The organism is Curtobacterium sp. JUb34 (genome assembly GCF_003755065.1).
In the GTDB taxonomy this organism is placed as follows: domain Bacteria; phylum Actinomycetota; class Actinomycetes; order Actinomycetales; family Microbacteriaceae; genus Curtobacterium.
Genome location: NZ_RJVH01000001.1, coordinates 1,319,461 through 1,340,027, shown reverse-complemented (window position 1 = coordinate 1,340,027; position 20,567 = coordinate 1,319,461). Strand labels below are relative to the sequence as shown.

Sequence of the window (20,567 nt, the reverse complement as noted above, 5' to 3'; positions counted from 1 at the left end):
TGCTCACTGCTGCTGCCCCTTCTCGGTCGTGCTGGCCACGTGTTGGCCGGTGCTGGTGCTCGTCGACGGTGCTGCCACGCGTCGGCCGATCTCGGCGTGGGTCATCTGGTTCTCGGTTCGTCGGCTCGGGTCCGGGATCACCTCGGTGCCCGCACCGCGCAGGGTGAAGACCTCGAGCAGGATCGAGTGCGGGATCCGGCCGTCGATGATCGTCGCCCCGCCGACCCCGCCGACCACGGCGTCGAGGCACGCGGTCATCTTCGGGATCATGCCCGACTCGAGGGACGGCAGGAGCTCGCGGAGCTCCTCGACCGCGATGAGGTCGACGAGCGAGTCGCGGTCCGGCCAGTTGCGGTACAGGCCGGGGACGTCGGTGAGCATGATGAGCTTCGACGCACGCAGCGCGATCGCCAGGGCACCGGCCGCCGCGTCGGCGTTCACGTTGAGCGCCTGGTCCGGGTGGGCGTCGTCGATCGCGATGCTCGAGACCACCGGGATCCGGCCGGCCTCGATCGCGGCGAGCACCCCGGAGGGGTCGACGTGGGTGATGTCACCGACGTGGCCGAGGTCGTACTCCTGCCCGTCGACGACCACGCCCTTCTGCTCACCGGTGAACAAGGACCCGCCGTCGCCGAACACGCCGACGGCCAGGCCTTCGCCGTGCTCGTTCATCAGGTCCACGATCTCGCGGTTGACCTCGCCCGCCAGGACGTCGCGGACGACCGTGATCGCCTCGGTCGTGGTGACGCGGTAGCCACCTCGGAACTCGGACTCGATGCCCTGTTCCTTGAGCGCGGCCGAGATCTGCGGACCCCCACCGTGCACCACGACGGGGTGCAGGCCGGCGTAGCGGAGGTAGACCATGTCCTCGGCGAACGCCCGCTTGAGATCGTCGTTCACCATGGCGTTGCCGCCGAACTTGACGACGACGACCTTGCCGGAGAAGCGCTTGAGCCACGGCAGGGACTCGATCAGGGTCGCGGCCTTGACCGCCGCGAACTCGTGTTCTTCTTCCTTCGTGAGGGGCGTCCCGGCCCCTTCGGTGTCGTTCGCCATCAGCTGGAGTACGCGCTGTTCTCGTGCACGTAGTCGTGCGTGAGGTCGTTGGTCAGGATCGTCGCCGCGTGCGTCCCGACACCGAGGTCGATGCGCACGTGGGTGTCGCGCGGCGTCAGGTCGACGGTGTCGCTCGGCTGGTCCGGCGCACCGGCGTGGCAGACCCGGACACCGTTCATGCTGACGTCGACCGCGTACGGGTCGAAGTCGGCGTCCGTCGTGCCGATCGCCGCGAGCACCCGGCCCCAGTTCGGGTCGTTGCCGAAGACCGCCGCCTTGAACAGGTTGTTGCGGGCGACGCTCCGGCCGACGGTCACGGCGTCGTCCTCGGTCGCGGCGTGCACGACCTCGATCGTGATGTCGTGGCTCGCGCCCTCGGCATCCTGCTGCAGCTGGCGGGCCAGGTCCGCGCAGACCGCGGTCAGTGCTTCCTGGAAGTCGCCGACCTCGGGTGTCACCCCGCTCGCGCCCGACGACAGCAGCGCGACGGTGTCGTTCGTCGACATGCAGCCGTCCGAGTCGACGCGGTCGAAGGTGATGCGGGTGGCCGCGCGGAGCGCCTGGTCGAGCTGGTCCGGCGTCTGCACGGCGTCGGTGGTGATCACGACGAGCATCGTCGCGAGCCCTGGTGCGAGCATGCCCGCGCCCTTCGCCATGCCGCCGACGGTCCAGCCGTCCTCGGTCACCACGGACTGCTTCGCCTTGGTGTCGGTCGTCATGATCGCCGTGGCCGCATCCGGGCCGCCGTCGGCGCTGAGTGCGGCGCTCGCCAGGTCGACCCCGCGCAGCACGCCGTCGCGGAAGGTCTGGTCGCCGACCCCGATCAGGCCGGTGGAGCAGACGACGACGTCGCCGGCGCCGATGCCGAGGGCGTCGCCCACTGCTTCGGCGGTCATGTGCGTGGTCTGGAAGCCGAAGGGGCCCGTGAAGCAGTTGGCACCGCCGGAGTTCAGGACGACGGCACGCGCAGCGCCGTCACCGACGACCTGGCGGGACCAGATCACCGGGTGCGCCTGCGCACGGTTGCTGGTGAACACCGCGGCCACGGCCGCGTCGGGGCCGTCGTTGACGACGAGCGCCACGTCCGGCTTGCCGCTGGTCTTGAGGCCGGCGGTCACGCCGGCCGCGCGGAAGCCCGCTGCTGCGGTCACACCCTGCAGGGCCGGGAGGCCCGTGGCCGCGTCCGTCCCGCCGGTGGCGGTCGGTCCGTTGCTTGCGTCGGTCACGGTGCGACTCCGTCCACGCTCAGGCCCAGGGTCTCCGGTAGACCGAGGGCGATGTTGGTCGACTGGACGGCGGCGCCCGCCGTGCCCTTCGCGAGGTTGTCGAGTGCCGTCACGGCGACGACGCGGCCCGCGGCCTCGTCGACGGCGATGCCGACGAGTGCGGTGTTCGCACCGATCGTGTCCGCGACCCGGGGGAACTCGCCCTCGGGCAGCAGGTGCACGAACGGCTCGTCGGCGTAGGCCTGCTCCCAGGCGAGTCGCACGTCGCGCGCGCTCACCCCGGGGGTGATCTTGGCGGTCGTCGTCGCGAGGATGCCGCGCGACATCGGGACGAGCACGGGCGTGAACGAGATGGTCACGTCGGCAGCACCCGCCACGACCAGGTTCTGCTGGATCTCCGGGACGTGCCGGTGCGTGCCGCCGACCGCGTAGGCGCTGGCGGAGCCCATGATCTCGGACGCCAGGTAGGTGTTTGCGAGCTTCTTGCCGGCACCGCTCGGGCCGACGCTCAACACCGCGACGATGTCGTCCGACTCGACGAGTCCGGCCTGGATGCCCGGCTGGATGCCGAGCGTCACCGCGGTGACGTTGCACCCGGGGACGGCGATCCGCTTGGTGCCGACCAGGGCCGAGCGCTGCTTGCCCTGCGATGCGATGTCCTCGACCTCGCGCCACTCGTCGGCCGAGCCGGGGGCCGGGGCGGCGAGCAGGAGCTCGGGCAGGCCGTAGGTCCAGGCGCCGTGGTACTCGCCGCCGTAGAACTGCTCCCAGGCCGCGGGGTCCGTCAGGCGGTGGTCCGCGCCGCAGTCCACGACGAGGGCCTCGTCACCGAGCTCCTCGGTGATCGCGCCGGACTGACCGTGCGGCAGCGCCAGGAACACGACGTCGTGCCCCCGGAGCGTCTCGGCCGTCGTCTTCTCGAGGGTCAGGTGCGACAGCGAGCGGAGGTGCGGCTGCGTCGCGATCAGCGGCTGTCCGGCGTTCGAGAACGCCGTCACCGTCCTGACGTCGAACTCGGGATGGGCGGAGAGCACGCGCAGGAGCTCACCACCCGCGTAGCCGGAGGCTCCCGCCACGGCGACGGATACGGACATGGGATTCCACCTTTGGTCGGACTGGTCGTCGAGAGAGTCGGAGGCGGCGACCCCGGGCGGTGCTGATCCCGTCGTGGGTCAGTCGCGCAGGGTCGCCCCGAATCGCTCGCCGGCACGTCGGACTGCGCCGTCACGGGCCTCGGTGGCCTCGGCAGCGGTCAGCGTGCGGTCCGTGGCACGGAAGCGCAGGGCGAACGTCAGGGACTTCTGTCCCTCGTCCACGCCGGAGCCCCGGTAGTCATCCACGAGCCGAGCATACTCCAACAGGTCTCCGGCACCAGAGCGGACCGCATCCAACACGTCACCGGCCGGGACCCCGGCGTCGACGACCAGGGAGAGGTCCTGCGTCGCAGCGGGGTACGACACGATCGGCGCGACCGCGACGAGGTCGGGGGCCGCGGCCACCATGGCGTCGAGGTCGAGCTCGACCACGGCCACCACGCGGGGCAGCACCGCAGCAGCGGACAGCTCCGGCAGGAGTTCGCCGGCGACGCCCACGACGGTGTCGCCCACGAGCAGCGACGCCGCGCGGCCCGGGTGCAGCGACGGGTGGGTGGTCTGCGCGACGCGGAGTTCGACGCCGACGGCCCACGCGACCTGTCGCGCCGCGTCGATCGCGTCGGCGATGCCGTACGGCTCGGCGGCGACGCCGGCCTGCTTGACGACTCGGTTGCCGGTGAGCAGCGCGGACACGTGGAACGGCTGTGCGGGCAGGGACGCGTCGAGTGCCTGGAGCGTCGCACGGTCGGGCAGCGCGGCACCGGCCGGGACCTCGTCGGTACCGAGCGTCACGCCCGTCGCCGGCAGGAACACCCGCGAGGTCTCGTAGAGCGCGACATCGAGCAGGCCGCGCGCCACGTTGCGGCGGGCGGCGTCGACGAGGGCCGGTACTCCGCTGCGGCGGAGCAGGTTCTGCTCGCTGTCGAGGGCGTTCGCGAGCACGACGCTCGGGCCGCCGTCCGGGTCGATCCCCGGGTAGGCGTCCTGGGTCGCCGCGGAGACGAACGGTGCCGTCACCGCTTCGACCAGGCCCGCCGCCGCGAGGGCCGCGGAGACCCGACGTCGCGCCTGCTGGTGCGGGGTGAGTCCGCGTCCGGGCGGGGCGACGGGCAGCACGCTCGGGATGCGGTCGTACCCGACGATCCGCGCGACCTCCTCGACCAACGTGGTGTCGTCGGTGAGGTCGGGGCGCCAGGTCGGCGGTGTGACGGCGAGCTGCTCGCCGTCGGCCTGCACCGTGGCACCGATCGCGCGGAGGGTGTCGACGACCTCGGTGTCGGTGTAGTCCACCCCGATGAGCTCGGCCGGACGAGTGGTCCGCATGGTGACCGTCGCGCGGGGCTCGGTGTCGACGAGGGTCGATCCGAGGGCGTCGGCCGTCCCACCCGCCAGCTCGACGAGGAGCTCGACGGCGCGGTTCGCAGCGGCCTCGGCCACGAGCGGGTCGACGCCGCGCTCGAAGCGACGGGAGGCTTCGCTCGGCAGCTTGTGCCGGCGAGCGGTCCGCGCGATCGAGACCTGGTCGAACCCGGCGGCCTCGATCAGGACGTCGGTCGTGCTCGCCGAGATCTCGGTCCGCGCACCGCCCATCACCCCGGCGAGTCCGACGGGACCGTCGTCGTCGGTGATGACGAGGTCCTCGGGGTCGAGCTTCCGCACGGCGCCGTCGAGGGTCTCGAGCGTCTCGCCCGCAGTCGCACGACGGACGCCCAGGCCACCACGCACGGTCGACAGGTCGTACCCGTGCAGCGGCTGGCCGAGCTCGAACATGACGTAGTTCGTGATGTCGACGGGCAGTGAGATCGAGCGGACGCCTGCCAGGGCGAGGCGGGACACCATCCAGGCGGGTGTCTTCGCCGTGGGGTCGATGCCGCGGACGACCCGGGTGACGAACGTGCTCGCGCCGACGCGACCCCGGATCGGTGCCTGGTCGTCGATCGTCACCGGGAAGCCCTCGGCCGTGCGGGGGGCGACGCGGTCGACGGGGTCGTGGAAGCTCGCACCGGTGGCGTGGGCGTACTCGCGCGCGACACCGCGCATGCTCAGCACGTACCCGCGGTCCGGCGTGACGTTGATCTCGACCGCGGCGTCGTCGAGGCCGAGGAGCGCGATGGCGTCCTCGCCCACGGTCGGCTCCATGTCGAGGTCCGCGAAGCGGAGGATGCCCTCGTGCTCGTCGCCGAGACCGAGCTCACGTGCCGAGGCGATCATGCCGTCGGATACGTGGCCGTAGGTCTTGCGGGCCGCGATCGGGAACGGGCCGGGCAGCACGGCGCCGGGCAGCGTGACGACGACGAGGTCGCCCACGTCGAAGTTGTGCGCACCGCAGACGATGCCGCGCGGCTCGGGCTCGCCGACGTCCACCTGGCACCAGTTGATGGTCTTGCCGTTCTTCTGCGGCTCGGGGACGCGTTCGAGCACCCGGCCGACCACGACGGGGCCGGTCAGGTCGAAGGTGTGGACGTCTTCTTCCTCGAAGCCGACCGACACGAGCGCCGCGTGGACGTGCTCGAGGGTGACGTCCTCGGGGAGGTCGACGGACTCGCCGAGCCAACGGAGTGGGACGCGCATCAGACCACCGTTCCGAACTGCTGCGAGAAGCGGATGTCGCCCTCGAGGAAGTCACGCATGTCGTTCAGGCCGTTGCGGAACTGCAGCGTCCGCTCGATGCCCATGCCGAAGGCGAAGCCCTGGTACTCGTCCGGGTCGATCCCGGCGGCACGCAGGACGTTGGGGTTGACCATGCCGCAGCCACCCCACTCGACCCACCGGGCGCCGCCCTTGGCGTTCGGCTGCCAGACGTCCATCTCGGCGCTGGGCTCGGTGAACGGGAAGTAGTTCGGGCGCAGGCGGATCTGGGCCTCGGCGCCGAAGACCTGGCGGGCGAAGTGCTCGAGCGTGCCGCGCAGGTGCGCCATCGTCAGGCCCTTGTCGATCGCGATGCCCTCGACCTGGGTGAAGACCGGCAGGTGCGTGGCGTCGAGCTCGTCGGCGCGGTACACACGGCCCGGGGCGATGACGTAGAGCGGGAGGTCGCGGGACAGCAGCGACCGCACCTGCACGGGCGACGTGTGGGTGCGCATGACGAGGTGCCGGTCGACGGGCTCGACGAAGATCGTGTCCGCCATGGCCCGGGCCGGGTGGTCCTGGTCGAAGTTCAGGGCGTCGAAGTTGAACCACTCGTGCTCGAGCTCGGGGCCTTCTGCCACTTCCCACCCCATGCCGACGAAGATGTCCGCGACGGCTTCGTTGAGGAGCGAGAGCGGGTGGCGCGAGCCGGTCGGGCGGTGCGCCGGCAACGCGGTGACGTCGACGCGCTCGGCCTCGAGCCGCGCGCGCTCTTCCGCCACGGCGAGGACCGACTCCTGCTCCGCGATCGCCGCGTTCAGCCGGCCGCGGGCCTGGCCGACGAGCTTGCCGGCGGCGGCCTTCTGCTCCGGCGGCACACTGCGCATCGACGCGTTCATCCGAGCCAGCGGCGACTGCTCACCGGTGTGCTCGGCCCTGGCCTGCTTCAGTTCGGCGACCGTCGTCGTGGCGCGGACGGCGGCGAGTGCTGCGTCCACGGCGTCGGCGACGGCCGATTCGCTGATCTCGAGAGGTTCTGACACGAGACCTAAGCCTACCGGCCGACGGGATACCACCCGCCTGCACCGGTCGGACTGTGGAGAGGAGGGGTCAGCTCCGGAGCGCGAACGCCGACTCGTACAGGCAGACCGAGGCAGCCGTCGCCAGGTTCATCGACTCCGCCTGGCCGTAGATCGGCACCTTCACCGCACGGTCGACGAGCGCGAGGTCCTCGGTGGTGAGCCCGCGGGCCTCGTTGCCGAACACCCACGCGGTCGGGCCGTCGAGCATGCCCTCGGCCCGGACCACCGGCAGGTCGTCTCCCGACACGTCGGCCGCGAGCACCGTGTACCCGAGCGCCTTCGCCCGCGCGATCGTGTCGGCCAGGGTCACGCCCACCGACACCGGCACGTGGAACAGCGAGCCCGTGGTCGAACGGACGACCTTCGGGTTGTACGGGTCCACCGACCGCCCGGTGAGGACCACCGCGTCGGCGCCGGCGGAGTCGGCGGCGCGGATGATCGTGCCGGCGTTCCCCGGGTCCCGCACCTCTTCGAGGATGGCGACCAACCCCGGCAACGTGGCCGGCTCGTCGGCGTCCCCACGGGCCTCCAGGTCGACGGCAGCAGCTGCGTCACCGACGCGACGGTCGGGGAAGACGTCCTTCACCGACGTCGGGAACTGCTGACAGACGGCGACGACGCCCTGGGGCGTCACGGTGTCCGCCATCGCGTCGAGCACCTGCTCCGTCACGAACCAGGTGTCGACCGGCGCGTCGTCGAGCCCGTAGCGGGCTGCGGCCGTCGGCGTCACGTAGAGCTCGCGCAGGAGCTCCGGGGCGTACTCGAGTGCTTCACGCACCGCCTGCGGCCCTTCCAGCAGGAACAAGCCCGTTTCGGCACGGACGTCCTTCTTCGACAGGGCCGCGACGGCCTTCACGCGTCCGGCACGGGGGTTCTCGAGGAGATCGCTCACGACCCAAGTCTAGGAACGACGAAACCCCCGCCGTGCGGCGGGGGTTTCGCGAGCAGAAGAACTGACTACGCAGCCTTCGGAGCCGAGGTGTCGGCCGGGAGGGCCTTCTTCGCGGTCTCGACGAGCGCGGTGAAGGTCTCGGGGTTGTTCACCGCGAGGTCGGCGAGGATGCGACGGTCGACCTCGACACCGGCCAGACCCAGACCCTGGATCAGACGGTTGTAGGTGAGGCCGTTCGCGCGGGACGCAGCGTTGATGCGCTGGATCCACAGGCGACGGAACTCGCCCTTCTTCGCGTGACGGTCGCGGTACGCGTAGACGAGGGAGTGGGTGACCTGCTCCTTGGCCTTGCGGTACAGACGCGAACGCTGGCCGCGGTAGCCCTCGGCGCGCTCGAGGATGACGCGGCGCTTCTTGGCGGCGTTGACCGCTCTCTTTACTCGTGCCATTGCACTATTCCTTTACGATCCGGGGGCTCAGTGGCCGAGGAGCTTCTTGACGTTCTTCGCGTCTGCCTTGGAGAGGACCTGGTCCTCGTTCAGGCGGGCCTTGCGCTTGGAGCTCTTGACCTCGAGGTTGTGACGCATACCGGCCTGCTGCTTCATGACCTTGCCGGTGCCGGTGATCTTGAAGCGCTTCTTCGACCCGGAGTGGGTCTTCTGCTTGGGCATGGTGGTGCCTTTCCGTGGGATGGATGGGGGCCGCGTCGTTGCGGGGTCGGTCGGGGTGACCTACTCGGCGGGGCTGTCGCTGTCGGCAGGCACGGAGGCCTGCTCGGGTGCGGCGTCCGCCGCCGGCGCCTCGGCCGGCTGGTCCTTCGCTGCGTGCTCGGACGCACGACGCTCGGCCTTCTGTGCAGCGCGCTTCGCGTTCTGCTCGCCCTTGACGTCGGACTTGTTCTTGAGGGGGGCGATGATCATCGTCATGTTGCGGCCGTCCTGGGTCGGACGGGACTCGACGACGCCGAACTCGGCGATCTCCTCCGCGAACTTGTGGAGGAGACGGACACCCTGCTCCGGACGCGACTGCTCGCGGCCACGGAAGAGGATCATCGCCTTCACCTTGTCGCCACCGAGGAGGAACCCCTCGGCGCGCTTGCGCTTCGTCTCGTAGTCGTGCACGTCGATCTTCAGACGGAAACGGACCTCTTTCAGGTCCGTGTTCACCTGGTTGCGACGGGCTTCCTTGGCCTTCTGAGCGGCCTCGTACTTGAACTTGCCGTAGTCCATGATCTTGGCCACGGGCGGCTTCGAGTTCGGCGCGACCTCGACCAGATCCAGTTCGGCTTCCTGCGCGAGGCGCAGTGCCATGGCGATCGGGACAACGCCGACCTGCTCACCCTGCGGGCCGACGAGTCGGACTTCGGGAACGCGGATTCGGTCGTTGGTACGGGGATCGGTGATGCGGAGCTCCTTCAATCAGGTGGTGGTCGTCCGGGACGTATGCCCTGGACGACAGCACGAGAGAGGAGATCTGACGCACGGATCGGAACCCGTTCGGCAGCCGCCCTGCGTCGGATCCGTGGACCCGACCGACGTGTGCACCCAGTTGCGGTGCACTCGCGGAGCGGTGGTGACCCGGTAGCCTGGTGGAACGCGGCCGCGGGTGGGAGAGACTCCTCTTTCGTGACACCGTCCGAGCGATCCAGGAGAACCTGGTGGCACACGGACAGCATCTGCCGCGAGAGAGTCTAGCAGAGGAGCACCGTGACCGACACCCCGATCGACGACGACGGCAGCGGCATCGACGCCGCCAGGGACATCTCGGAGGTGCCGGCCGTCGAACTCATCAACACCGTGGCCGTGCACCTGCTCAGCGCGGCGGCCGTGAAGGTCGGCCTGGCCGACGACCCGCAAGAGCAGACCGACCTCGACGAGGCGCGCAAGCTCATCACCGCGCTGGCCGGCCTGGTCACCGCTGCGGCGACCGAGATCGGCGACCACCACGCCCGTCCGCTGCGCGACGGCCTGCGTTCGGTGCAGCTCGCGTTCCGCGAGGCGTCGGCGATCCCGGACGCGCCGGGCGCCGGCCCGGGCGAGAAGTACACCGGCCCCGTCAACTGACGGCTGGCAGCTGACGCGCGACGGGCCCTGTCCGTCAGGGCGTCGGACGGGAGGCCCGTGGCGGGATCGCCACGGGCCTCCCGTCCGTCTCGGGGGTGCGTGGGTCAGGACGCGCCGCGGCCGACCAGGCGCGTGACGGCCGCGAGCGGGATGCCGACCCAGTCGGGTCGGTTCCGGGTCTCGTAGACGACCTCGTAGACGGCCTTGTCGAGCTCGAACGCGTCGAGCAGCTCGCGGTGGGCGCTGAGGTCCGCGCCGGTCCCCCGCTGGTAGCCGGCGAGGAATCGCACCCGGGCCTCGTCCGCCCACGCTGCGGCGTCGACCGGTTCCGCGTCGTGCGCCAACGCTCCGGCGACGTAGTCGAACGACCGGAGCATGCCGGCGACGTCACGGAGGGTGACGTCCGGCAACGAGCGTTCGGCCAGGGGACGGAGCGGCTCCCCCTCGAAGTCGAGGAAGACCCAGCCGCGCGGCTCGGGGGCGGCGAGCACCTGGCCGAGGTGCAGGTCGCCGTGGATGCGCTGCAGGTCCGGCCAGGGCGTCGCCGTGGCACCGGCGTAGACCGCTCGGATCGCATCCGCGTGCTCGGCGACGGCCGGGGCCTCGCGCGCGGCCGTGTCGAGCCGCTCGTGCATCGTCGCGACCGCTGCGTCTCGTCGGGCCGCGTCGGCGGGTTCGGACGGCAGCGCCTCGGCGAGGGTGCGGTGGACGTCGGCCAGCGCCGCACCGAGCTGCTCGGCCCGGTCACCGAAGGGTGTGCCGGCGTGTGCTTCCTCGAGCGCCACGCGCCAGGCGTCCTCGAGGCCCGGGAGGAACTCCTGCGCGAACGCGAGGTGGCCGGTCGCCGTGCCGCTGCCCTGTCCGACGTCGGGCCAGCTGCCCCGCAACGCGCCGTAGACCAGGGGGACCCGTGCACTGCCGGCTGCGGACAACGCGAGCTGCGTCGTGACGTCGGGGTTGTCGCCGTGGTGCAGGACGCGGAACACCTTGATGATGACCCGGGCACCGGACTCGGTGTCGCAGATGACCGAGGTGTTGGACTGCTCACCGGTCAGGACGCGCGCACCGGTGACCCGGCCGATGGAGCGCAGGCTCTGCGGGTCGGCGTCGATGCGTGCGGCGAGCGCCGTGATCCACGCGTGGTCGGTGGTGGCGTCGGCGATGGTGCCGTCGGGGCCGCTGGTCACGGGTGACTGGTAGAGGACCGGAGCCGCGGGTGCTGCGGGGGCTTCGTCGAGGACGAGTCGGGTGCCGTCGGCGGTGGAGAGGGTGCGCAGGCGCGGCACGGACCCCTTCGACGCGTACCACCGGCGGTCGGCGATCCAGGACTCGAGGTCGTGGTCGCTGGGTGCGGTGTCGCCGGGGTCGGGTGCGGTGTCGCGGGTGTCGGGTGCGGTGTCGCTGGTGTCGGGTGCGGTGTCGCTGGGGTGGCGGGCTCCGTCGCTCATGCTGCGGACCGTACGCGCCGAGTGCTGGCGAGGTGCCGAGTCCGTTCCTCATCCCTGCACAGCTCGCGGTTCTGGGCCACCCGTCCACAGAACGCGCCCGCGCTCGGACCGCACGGGCGCCGGCGGACGACACTTGCGGACATGCCGAGCCAGCACCCCGCCCCCGACACCGCCCGCACCGATCCCCGCCGGAGCTGGCGGGTCCCCGACGACCGCCGACTGCCCGCGCTCGAGCCCCTCGCATCGGCCGTCGAACGGCACGAGACCGTGACGCTCCGCGAGACCCTCTGGGACACCGAGGAGCGCGTGCTCGCGGGCGAAGGGGTGACGCTCACCCGCGCCCACGACGGTTCGTGGAGCCTCGACCGCGGCGAGGGTCCGGAGCCGCTGGGCCCGGACCTCGACTTCCCCGACGTCGAGCAGCCCCCGCGCGATGCGGTCGAGGTGTTCCTGCGCGGGCGGGCGGTGGCGACGGTCCGCCTCCGGGACACCACGACGACCCTCGTCACCCTGCGCGGCAAGGACGGTCGGGTCCGGGCCGAGATCGCCGACGTCCGGGTGGACGAAGGCGACCCGGACACCACCACGCTGCGGTCCGCGCGGTGGTGGGCGCTGTCGGACGACGGGCGGGACGGCGCCACCGCACGGGCGGCGGAGCGGGCCCTGGACGACGCGGCCACCGAGCCACCGTCGACCTCGGCCGTCGCGGTCCCGCCGACTCCCGTGCTCGCACCGGAGCGGCGCGGCAACCGGGCGAAGCGACCACGTTCGGGCACCGCTGCTGCGTTCGTGCTGCGGGTGCTCGAGTCGCTGCGCACCGACCTCGTCGCGGTCGACCCGCGGGTCCGTGCCGACGAGCACGAGTCCGTGCACGACTTCCGCAAGGTGGTCCGTCGGCTGCGGAGCGTGCTCGCGGCGTACCGCGGAGCGCTCGACCGCGACGCGACCGAAGCGCTGCGGGCCGCCCTCGCCCAGGTCGGACGGGTCGCCGGTGCCGCCCGCGACGCCGAGGTCCTGCACGGCGGGCTGTTCCGGTCGGCAGCGCGGGCTCCCGACGGATTCGTCGACGCGCCGACGCTGGACCGGATCGGCGAGCGTGCGGCGGCGCTCCGGAGCGCGGCCGCAGCGGAACTCCGCCAGGTCCTGCGTTCCGACGACTGGTTCCGCGCGCTCGATGCGCTGGACCAGATCCTGCTCCGCGCCCCGGCCGGACCGCACGCCCAGGACGACGCCGCCGCCTTCGTCGCGAAGCGCGTCGACCGCGAGCGCGCCCGGGTCCGGCGGCTGATCGACGGCGGATCGAACGACCTCGACGCCCTGCACGAGATCCGGAAGGCGGCACGGCGCCTGCGGTACGCGCTGCAGGCAGCCGGTGACGTCGCCGACCTGGGGAAGCGGCGGCTCGGTCGGCTGCGGCGGGTGCAGGAGACGCCCGGCGACGCCCTCGACGCCGCCCACGCGGCAGCCGCCTACCGTCGGCTGTCCGGTCCCGCTGCTCGGGACGGCGCCGACACCTTCGGGTACGGGGCGCTGGCGACGGCCGAGCACGCGATGCTCGAGCGCGGGCTGCGACGCTCGCGGAAGGTGCTCGCCCGGCTGTGAGCGAGGCCGGGCGTGATGCTCGGCGTGATGCTCGGCGCGCTGCTCGTCGGGCTGCTCTGCGAGAATCGCAGGCGTGCCCCACTACCTCGAGGACCTCGCCGCCGGACAGACCTTCACGACCCCGGGTCGCACGATCACCGAGGCGGACGTCGTGTCGTTCGCCTCGTGGACGAACGACAACAACCAGGTGCACACCGACGTGGAGTTCGCCGGCAAGACCCGGTACGGGCAGCGGATCGTGCACGGGCTGCTCGGCACCTCGCTCTGCCTGGGGCTGATCGCACGGACCGGGGTGTTCGAGGGGTCGGCCGTGGCACTGCTCGGGATCGACCAGTGGCGGTTCACCGCGCCGGTGTTCATCGGGGACACCGTGACCTGCGAGGTCGAGATCCTGTCGACACGCCTGACGAGCTCGGGGAAGACCGGCATCGTCGAGCGGACGGTCTCGCTGCGGAACCAGCGCGGCGACGTCGTGCAGCAGGGACGCATGGACGTGATGGTCCTGACGCGCGACGCCGCGATCGCCTGACACCGCTCCGGGCACCCACCGGTTCTGCCGGGTGGCAAACCTTGCGACGCCCTTTACAACGATGTACCGGAGCGGGAGCATGGAGCCATGAGCACGCTCGACGGCACCGTGGCCGCACCTGACACCGCATCCGCTCCCGCACTCCCCCTCGCCTCGCGGCAGGACGGCACGTACCCTCGGCCGCAGATGCTCCGCGCCGCCTGGGCCGACCTCGACGGCACGTGGTCCTTCCGGAACGACGGCGACGACTCCGCCTGGAGCACCGGGTTCCCCGACGCCCGCGACATCGTCGTGCCGTTCCCGCCCGAGTCCGTGGCCTCGGGGATCGACGAGCCCGGCTTCCACCCGGTGGTCTGGTACTCCCGTGCGATCACCCGCGCCGACCTCGAGGCCGCCGGACACGGCACCGCCGCACCCCGACTCGTCCTGCACTTCGGCGCCGTCGACTACCGCGCCCGCGTCTGGATCGACGGCCAGTTCATCGGCGAGCACGAGGGCGGCCACACGCCGTTCTCGTTCGACGTGACGGACGCCCTCGCCACCGACCCCGACGCCGACGCCGTCCACACCCTGGTCGTCCGCGCCGAGGACGACCCGCACGACCTGACCCAGCCCCGCGGCAAGCAGGACTGGCACGAGGACCCGCACGCCATCTGGTACCGCCGCACCACCGGCATCTGGCAGACCGTCTGGCTCGAGGCCGTGCCGACCGCCTCGATCGAGTCCCTGCGCTGGACCAACGTCGACCACGCCACCGTGCGCCTGACCGTCCGGATCGCGGGCGACCGCACCGGCGGCGAGCGCCTGCGCGTCGTCGCCCGGTGGGACGAGCGCGACGAGCACCTCGCCACCGTCGAGTCCACGCTCGGCGACAGCTCGGACGAGTTCGACGTGGTCGTGCCGATCTCGCGGCAGACGAACGGGCAGGCCGAGGACGAACTGCACTGGACCCCGGACGCCCCGCGCCTGGTCGACGCCACGGTCTCGCTGCTCCCCCGTGCCGGTACGACGCCGATCGACTCGGTCGCGTCCTACTTCGGGCTCCGCACCGTCGGGATCGACGGCGGCACCTTCCTGCTGAACGGCCGCAGCCATGACGTCCGCAGCGTGCTGAACCAGGGCTACTGGCCGGACTCGCACATCGCCGCACCGTCCCGCGAGGCACTGCGCCGCGAGGTCGAGCTCATCAAGGAGCTCGGCTTCAACGCCGCCCGCAACCACCAGAAGATCGAGGACCCCCGGTTCCTGTACTGGGCGGACCGGCTCGGCATCCTGGTCTGGGGCGAGGCCCCCGGCGCCTACGCCTTCTCGCCGCGGGCCGTCCAGCGCCTGATGCGCGAGTGGATGGACGCCGTCGAGCGCGACGCCTCACACCCGTCGATCGTCACCTGGGTGCCGGCGAACGAGAGCTGGGGCGTGCAGCACATCGCCACCGACCCCGCGCAGCAGGCCTACGCCCGGGCACTCGCCGACGTCACGCGGGCGATCGACCCGACGCGTCCGGTGATCTCGAACGACGGGTGGGAGCACACCAACTCCGACATCGTCACGGTCCACGACTACGAGGGCGACGGGCCGCGGCTCGCGGCGACCTACGCGGACGACACCGCACGGACCCGGCTCCTCGGTGGCATCGGCCCGGCGGATCGCCGCATCCTCGTCGGGGGTGCCGAGGACCAGGGCCAGCCCGTCATGCTCACCGAGTTCGGCGGCGTGAACTACCAGCCGGGCGTCCAGCGCGAGGACGGCTGGGGCTACACGTCAGCCAGCGACGGCGACGACTGGGTCACCCGGATCACGGCGCTGTACGACGCGATCCGGGCGAGCTCGTTCCTCGCCGGCTCCTGCTACACGCAGCTGACCGACACCATGCAGGAGACCAACGGTCTGCTCAACGCCGACCGCTCCCCGAAGGTGCCGATCGAGCAGATCCGTCGCGCGGTCACCGGTCGCTGACCGGGAGGCTCGCACTTCGTGAGCAGGAATGGTCGGGTCCGGCAGACGGACCCGACCATTGCTGCTCACGAAGCACGCAGATCGGCGCGCGGCCCGGCGCGCGGCCGGCCACCGGAGCGGGCACGGGCCCTGGTCTGGGAGGATCGGGCGGGTGACGAGCGTGGCGGAGACGACCCGGGCCTCCCGGTCGGGGGTGCGCAGCCTGCTGACCGGGCCCCGCAGTGCGTGGACCGCGCCCCTGCTCATCTGGGCGGCATCACGGGTGGTGAGCACGCTGCTGCTCGCGACGATGTACGTGTTGGCGACGGCGAACGACTGGACGTTCGCGTCGTACCGGCGGGATCCGTCGTTCTTCACGTTCTCCGGGTCGTGGGACGCCTCGTTCTACCGGACCATCGCGGAGCACGGCTACCCGGCCACGCTCCCCGTCGACGACGTGGGGCACGTGCTGCCAAACGCCTGGGCGTTCCTGCCCGTGTTCCCCGCGATCGTGCGGGTCGTGATGACCGTCACCGGAGGCTCGTTCTGGGTCGCCGGCGTGCTGGTGGCGACGATCGCGGGAGCCGGGGCCTGCGTGCTGCTGTACCGGCTGGTGCTCGCCGTGGGCTGCTCGCACCGGGCCCGCTGGGCCACCGCGCTCTTCGCGTTCGCGCCGACCGGGTTCCTGCTGCAGGTCGCGTACGCCGAGAGCCTGCTCCTCGTCCTGCTGTTCGGGGCGCTGCTGGCCCTGGTGCGGCGGCGGTACTGGCTGATCGCGCCGCTCGGGGTCGTCGCGGCGTTCACGAAACCCGGAGTCCTCGCGCTCGCGGTGGCGCTGGCCGTGCACCTGGTCGTGCGGTGGGCGGAGTCCCGACGGTCCGCGCGACCCGCCGAGGTGTTCCCGTGGCGGGACCGCATCGCGATCGTGGTCTCCGGACTCGTCGTCGCGGCAGCGGGACTCGCGTGGCCGGTGATCGCCTCGGCGGTGACCGGGCGGCCGAACGCCTACCTGGACACCGAGCTGTCGTGGTGGGTGGGGTTCGTCGGGCGACAGCACTTCGCCCCGCTGACGCCGTGGTTCGCGATGGCCTCGACCTGGCTCGGGCCGATCGGCATCGTGCTCGTGGTGGCGGTGCTCGGCGGTGCGGTGTGGTTCTTCACCCGACGGAGCACCCGCGCGCTCGGCACCGAGGTGCTCGCGTTCACGGCGTCGTACGGGCTCTACCTGGTGGCGGTGTTCCTGCCGCAGCAGTCGTTGCCGCGGCTGCTCATGCCGATGGCGCCGTTGCTCGGGTCGGACGTGTTCGTGCGGACGCGGCGGCGGGCGGTGACGTGGCTCGTGGTCGGGGTGTGCCTGCAGCCGGTCGCGATCGTGCTGCTGTGGTTCCTCGGGTACCCCTGAGCTGCGGGCTGATGCAAGTCGGCCTGTCTGCCTACGCGTCGAACGTGTGGAACCAGGCCGTCCCGCCCGGGTGCTGCACCGTGATCATCTCGTCGAGGTCGCGGTACGGGCCGTCCTGGTTGTGGCTCGCCGACTTGATGCGGATGGTGCCGTCGGACTCGGTGAAGACCTCGGACACGATGGTGGTGTGGTCCGGCGACCCGTTCGCGTTCCAGTCGTAGAAGACGATGTCGCCGACCTTGACCTTGTCGCGCTCGTCCGAGCTCCGACGCGTCAGCCCGAACTCCGCGGCGTTCGTCTCGAGCCACGGGTCCATCGTCGGGCAGTACGTCCACGTGGCGCTGTGCTCGGCACCGGCGGCCCGGTTGTACCAGTCGGACCGCTGCTCCCAGCCGCGGGCGATGAGCGTCTGGCTGACGTAGTTCGCACAGTCACCGCCGATCGGGTTCATGGTGCCGTACTCGGACAGGTTGTAGTCCTTCCAGTGCGCCATCGCGTACTGGAGCTGCCGGTCGACGTCGGTCAGCGCGGCGTAGGCCACCGACGACGTCGCGACAGCGGTGGACGGGTCGGGCACCGGGGCGGTCGTGGGTGCGGGCGTCGCCGTGGCCGAGTCCTGCGTCGCACCGGTCTGCCCGTCGTTCGCGGCACTGCCGTTGCCGTCCGACGACTGGTTGGCCGACGGGCTCGGCTCGATCGACTCGGTGAAGAGCGCGACGTCGGCGTCACCGGCGGTGTACATCGCCTGGTGCGGGGCCGTGAAGGTGACCTTCGACGCCGTGGCCGTGACGTCACGAGCGGCGACACCGCCGACGGTGACGCCCTTGACCGCGGCGAGACCGGTTCCCGCGACGGTGACGGTGACGCCGCCGGCGAGCGGGACCTGCGCCGGGGTCAGGGACTTCGCGACGGGCTTCGGGGTGGTCGTGCTCTTGCCGGCGTTGCCGTCCTCGGCGTTGTCGTTCTTGCCGCTGCTGCCGTTCTTCTTGCCGGCATCGTCGCTGCCGGACGAGCACGCGGCGACCGCGAGCCCGATCCCGGCGACACCGGCGAGGGACAGGAGGGCGCGACGGTTCATCGAGGCAGTCATGACACAGCCAGCGTAAGCGACACACCTGACGTTCCGGCACGGCATGATCGTCGTCGGGGGGCGAGCGTCCTCCGTGTCCGCACGGACGCCTTCGAGAGGATCAGCAGACCATGCCCGAGAGTCACGACTTCTTCGTCGCCACCGACCCCGAGACCGCTCGCGGCCAGGTCCGCTCGGCACTCGCCAACGAGGGCTACACGGTGGAGGACGCCGAGCAGGGCGCGCTCCGAGCCACCCGCGGCAGCCTGGGCCTCACGCTGCTCATCGGTGGCCTGGCGAACGACCGAACCTTCCACACCCGCTTGGACGTGCAGATCATGGTCACGCCGGACGGCCGCACGGTTGCACGGCTGCTGCGCGGGTCCGGCAAGTCCGCGATCAAGGGCGGTGCGCTCGGGGTCTCGCGCGGCAACCGTGCCTTCGAGCAGGCCGCGAACGCGATCCACACCGCGTTCGCGCAGGCGGGGGTGCTGACGGACAGCTTCGCGAGCTGACGCGGTCGCGTCGCCGGGGCGCGGGTGCGGACCGGTCCGCACCCGTTTTCCGACAGGACACCCGACGAACGACTCGTGGATCGTCGCGAACCGCGTGCGGCCTCGTCAGGAGCAGGACCAGTTGCGGTCGATCTCCGTCGAGCCGAACGGCGTCTTGTACTGGGTCATCGCGATCGGGCCGCCGAGGAGCCGCGCACCGGAGCATGCTGCCTGCGCCTGGTCGAGGCGGCCGTCACCGATCGCGATCCAGCTCGGCAGGGGCCGGAGCGGGCTCGTGGTCGGGACGGTGCCCATGATCGTGCGGAACTGGTACGAGGTCGAGTAGACGCCGATCTGCGTGACACCGCTGCGCTTCAGGGCCGCGACCATGCCCTCGAGCGCCACCCGGTTCTGACCGGTGTCGCTCAGGTGGGACAGGCCGGTCTCGACGTCGAGCCACCAGCGGTACTGCCCCGGGTTCGCGACGCCCCGGGTGTTCGCTGCTTCGTAGGCCCTGGCGTAGCCGTACATGTACGAGCACGCCGACGTCGTCTTCCAGGTCGGCTTCGCGCCAGACTGTGCCGTGCACGTGCCGTACGGGTTCGTCACGGACTGCCCGTCCGGCGCGGCGTTGGACGTTGGCCAGACCGATGCCGCAGCCGCCCCGGGATTGGCGAACAGCGCGTAGACCTGCGTCTTCGGCTGTGCGGTACCGCCGGCGGACGATGCAGCCCAGGACAGCTGCTGCTGCAGGCACGGGTTCGTGGTGTTGCCGAGGCTCGAGTTCACCCCGACGATGCCGAAGGACTGGTCGGTCGGCACGCTCTTGCCGCACTGCGGGTACGAGACGTCGACCCCCGTCCCCGACCCGCTGTTGCCGTTGAGGAAGTACCCCACGACGTCGACGTACACGGTGGCCCTGCCCGCAGACACCTTCGCCTGCACCTGCCCACCGGACGCCAGGGGTGCGATGAGCGCGTTGCCGATGGTCTGCCCCTTTGCGTAGACCTGCGTCGGCACACTCGAGGCGAGCCCGGCGCCGACGACGCGGAGCGATCCCCCGACGCTGCCGCCGCCGACCTTGGCGTTGATGACGGCCGCGGTCGCGTTGCGCGGCACACCCGCGGTCCCGGCGACGGTCACCCTCGTGGCGGTGGTGCCGGCGGCGACGGTCGCGGCGCGGACCGGGTGCGCCGACACGAACACCGACCCGTTGGCGTTCGGCGCGTAGTACCCGACGACGTCGGCGAGCACGCGCGCGGACCCGGAGGAGACCTTGGCCTGGACGGCACCGCCGGACAGCCGGACGGTGGTCGTGTTCGCGACGGTGGTGCCCTTGGAGTACATGAGCGAGACGACGCCGGCGTTGTTGCCGGACGGGGTGAGGCGCAGTCGGCCGCTCGTCGCGGGACGGGACACGTCGGCCTGCAGCACGACGGCAGTGGCGTTCGACGGCACGCCCGCCTTGCCCGCGACGACGATGCGCTTCGCGCCCGTGGTGACGGTGCCGTTCAGCACGTTCGTCGGCGCGAGCGGCGTGTAGGTCGACCCGGTGGCGCTGGTGCCGTACCAACCGGCGACGTCGAGGGCGACGGTCGCCTTGCCGGCCGAGACCTTCACCTGGGCCTTGCCGCCGGTGAGTCCGACCGTGGTGGTGCCGGAGATCGGTTGCGCCCTGGCGAAGTTCTGGATGGCGGGGCTCGCGGTGCTGCCGAACGGGGCGACGCTCACGTACGCGGCCGCACTCGGCGAGGTCACGGTCGCGGTCAGCACGACCGCCGTCGCGTTCGACGGGATGCCGTTCCGGCCGCCGAGCGTCACGGTCGTCAGCTTGCTCGTCGCGGTACCGGACCAGGCTCGCGCCGGCGCCACGGGCGTGAACCGCCCGGTGGTCGGCGCTGCGGCCGAGGCCGGCGCCACCGGGGCGACCACGAGCAGCCCGGCAGTGACGGCGAGCACCGTCCCGATCGATGCGATGGCAGTCCTGAAGCGCACGTGTTCCCCCGTTCCCCGCGCCCTGTCGGCGCACCGGGAGTCTAGGACGATGCGCTCAGCAACACACCACCCCTGTCCGCGAACTGTGCATGACGACACAGTGACGCGAGCC

At 71.6% G+C, this 20,567-nt stretch carries 18 protein-coding genes; 6 read left to right on the top strand and 12 right to left on the bottom strand.

Going from position 1 to position 20,567, the window contains the following annotated elements; genetic code table 11:
• Positions 1-3: 3 nt before the first annotated feature.
• The 9 genes from argB to infC all read right to left on the bottom strand — a co-directional run bounded on the left by argB (position 4) and on the right by infC (position 9,336).
• The gene (gene argB, locus EDF63_RS06495; protein ID WP_123312128.1) at positions 4-1,056 is read right to left on the bottom strand and encodes an acetylglutamate kinase; all 1,053 of its coding nucleotides are present in this window, start codon (positions 1,054-1,056) and stop codon (positions 4-6) included.
• Positions 1,056-2,216: a bifunctional glutamate N-acetyltransferase/amino-acid acetyltransferase ArgJ gene (gene argJ, locus EDF63_RS06490; RefSeq protein WP_185021322.1), complete on the bottom strand. Its 1,161-nt coding sequence runs from the start codon at positions 2,214-2,216 to the stop codon at positions 1,056-1,058. The genes argB and argJ overlap by 1 nt, the downstream gene beginning before the upstream one ends.
• 62 nt (positions 2,217-2,278) lie before the next feature.
• Complete coding sequence (locus EDF63_RS06485) at positions 2,279-3,376, bottom strand: N-acetyl-gamma-glutamyl-phosphate reductase (RefSeq protein ID WP_123312127.1); 1,098 nt, start codon at positions 3,374-3,376, stop codon at positions 2,279-2,281.
• A gap of 78 nt (positions 3,377-3,454) precedes the next feature.
• A complete protein-coding gene (pheT, locus tag EDF63_RS06480; protein WP_123312126.1) occupies positions 3,455-5,947 on the bottom strand; it encodes a phenylalanine--tRNA ligase subunit beta in 2,493 nt (830 codons plus the stop codon).
• Positions 5,947-6,987, bottom strand: a complete 1,041-nt coding sequence (pheS, locus tag EDF63_RS06475) for a phenylalanine--tRNA ligase subunit alpha (protein ID WP_123312125.1) — start codon at positions 6,985-6,987, stop codon at positions 5,947-5,949. Before pheS ends, pheT begins: the two co-directional genes overlap by 1 nt.
• Positions 6,988-7,054: 67 nt before the next feature.
• The gene (locus EDF63_RS06470) at positions 7,055-7,918 is read right to left on the bottom strand and encodes an RNA methyltransferase (RefSeq protein WP_123312124.1); all 864 of its coding nucleotides are present in this window, start codon (positions 7,916-7,918) and stop codon (positions 7,055-7,057) included.
• 65 nt (positions 7,919-7,983) lie between these two features.
• Positions 7,984-8,367, bottom strand: coding sequence for a 50S ribosomal protein L20 (gene rplT / locus EDF63_RS06465; RefSeq protein ID WP_111086285.1), 384 nt, complete (start codon positions 8,365-8,367; stop codon positions 7,984-7,986).
• Positions 8,368-8,394: 27 nt separating this feature from the next.
• Positions 8,395-8,589: a 50S ribosomal protein L35 gene (gene rpmI / locus EDF63_RS06460; protein ID WP_111086286.1), complete on the bottom strand. Its 195-nt coding sequence runs from the start codon at positions 8,587-8,589 to the stop codon at positions 8,395-8,397.
• Between the two features lie 60 nt (positions 8,590-8,649).
• Positions 8,650-9,336 carry a translation initiation factor IF-3 gene (gene infC / locus EDF63_RS06455; protein ID WP_123312123.1) on the bottom strand — a complete coding sequence of 229 codons (687 nt, stop codon included), beginning with the start codon at positions 9,334-9,336 and terminating at the stop codon, positions 8,650-8,652.
• 288 nt (positions 9,337-9,624) lie between these two features.
• Here infC and EDF63_RS06450 point away from each other — a divergent pair, with 288 nt between their 5' ends.
• Positions 9,625-9,981: a DUF1844 domain-containing protein gene (locus tag EDF63_RS06450; protein ID WP_173170823.1), complete on the top strand. Its 357-nt coding sequence runs from the start codon at positions 9,625-9,627 to the stop codon at positions 9,979-9,981.
• Positions 9,982-10,085: 104 nt separating this feature from the next.
• Here the strand turns inward: EDF63_RS06450 and EDF63_RS06445 are convergent, their stop codons facing one another.
• Complete coding sequence (locus EDF63_RS06445) at positions 10,086-11,429, bottom strand: phosphotransferase (RefSeq protein WP_123312122.1); 1,344 nt, start codon at positions 11,427-11,429, stop codon at positions 10,086-10,088.
• 141 nt (positions 11,430-11,570) lie between these two features.
• Here EDF63_RS06445 and EDF63_RS06440 point away from each other — a divergent pair, with 141 nt between their 5' ends.
• From EDF63_RS06440 to EDF63_RS06425, 4 genes are all read left to right on the top strand, one after another.
• The gene (locus EDF63_RS06440; RefSeq protein ID WP_123312121.1) at positions 11,571-13,031 is read left to right on the top strand and encodes a CHAD domain-containing protein; all 1,461 of its coding nucleotides are present in this window, start codon (positions 11,571-11,573) and stop codon (positions 13,029-13,031) included.
• A 73-nt stretch (positions 13,032-13,104) separates the two neighbouring features.
• Positions 13,105-13,560 (top strand): MaoC/PaaZ C-terminal domain-containing protein, encoded by a 456-nt coding sequence (locus EDF63_RS06435; protein WP_123312120.1) that lies wholly within the window; start codon positions 13,105-13,107, stop codon positions 13,558-13,560.
• Positions 13,561-13,647: 87 nt separating this feature from the next.
• Positions 13,648-15,516, top strand: coding sequence for a glycoside hydrolase family 2 TIM barrel-domain containing protein (locus EDF63_RS06430; RefSeq protein ID WP_123312119.1), 1,869 nt, complete (start codon positions 13,648-13,650; stop codon positions 15,514-15,516).
• A gap of 151 nt (positions 15,517-15,667) precedes the next feature.
• A complete protein-coding gene (locus EDF63_RS06425; protein WP_185021303.1) occupies positions 15,668-16,897 on the top strand; it encodes a hypothetical protein in 1,230 nt (409 codons plus the stop codon).
• Between the two features lie 31 nt (positions 16,898-16,928).
• Here the strand turns inward: EDF63_RS06425 and EDF63_RS06420 are convergent, their stop codons facing one another.
• Entirely contained in the window at positions 16,929-17,987 is a 1,059-nt protein-coding gene (locus EDF63_RS06420; RefSeq protein ID WP_123312118.1) for an amidase domain-containing protein, read from the bottom strand.
• A gap of 110 nt (positions 17,988-18,097) precedes the next feature.
• Between EDF63_RS06420 and EDF63_RS06415 the strand changes: the two genes are divergently transcribed.
• Positions 18,098-18,481, top strand: coding sequence for a hypothetical protein (locus EDF63_RS06415; protein ID WP_123312117.1), 384 nt, complete (start codon positions 18,098-18,100; stop codon positions 18,479-18,481).
• Between the two features lie 105 nt (positions 18,482-18,586).
• Here EDF63_RS06415 and EDF63_RS06410 read toward each other — a convergent pair whose 3' ends face one another.
• Positions 18,587-20,455, bottom strand: coding sequence for a hypothetical protein (locus EDF63_RS06410; protein WP_148061740.1), 1,869 nt, complete (start codon positions 20,453-20,455; stop codon positions 18,587-18,589).
• Between the last annotated feature and the right edge of the window lie 112 nt (positions 20,456-20,567).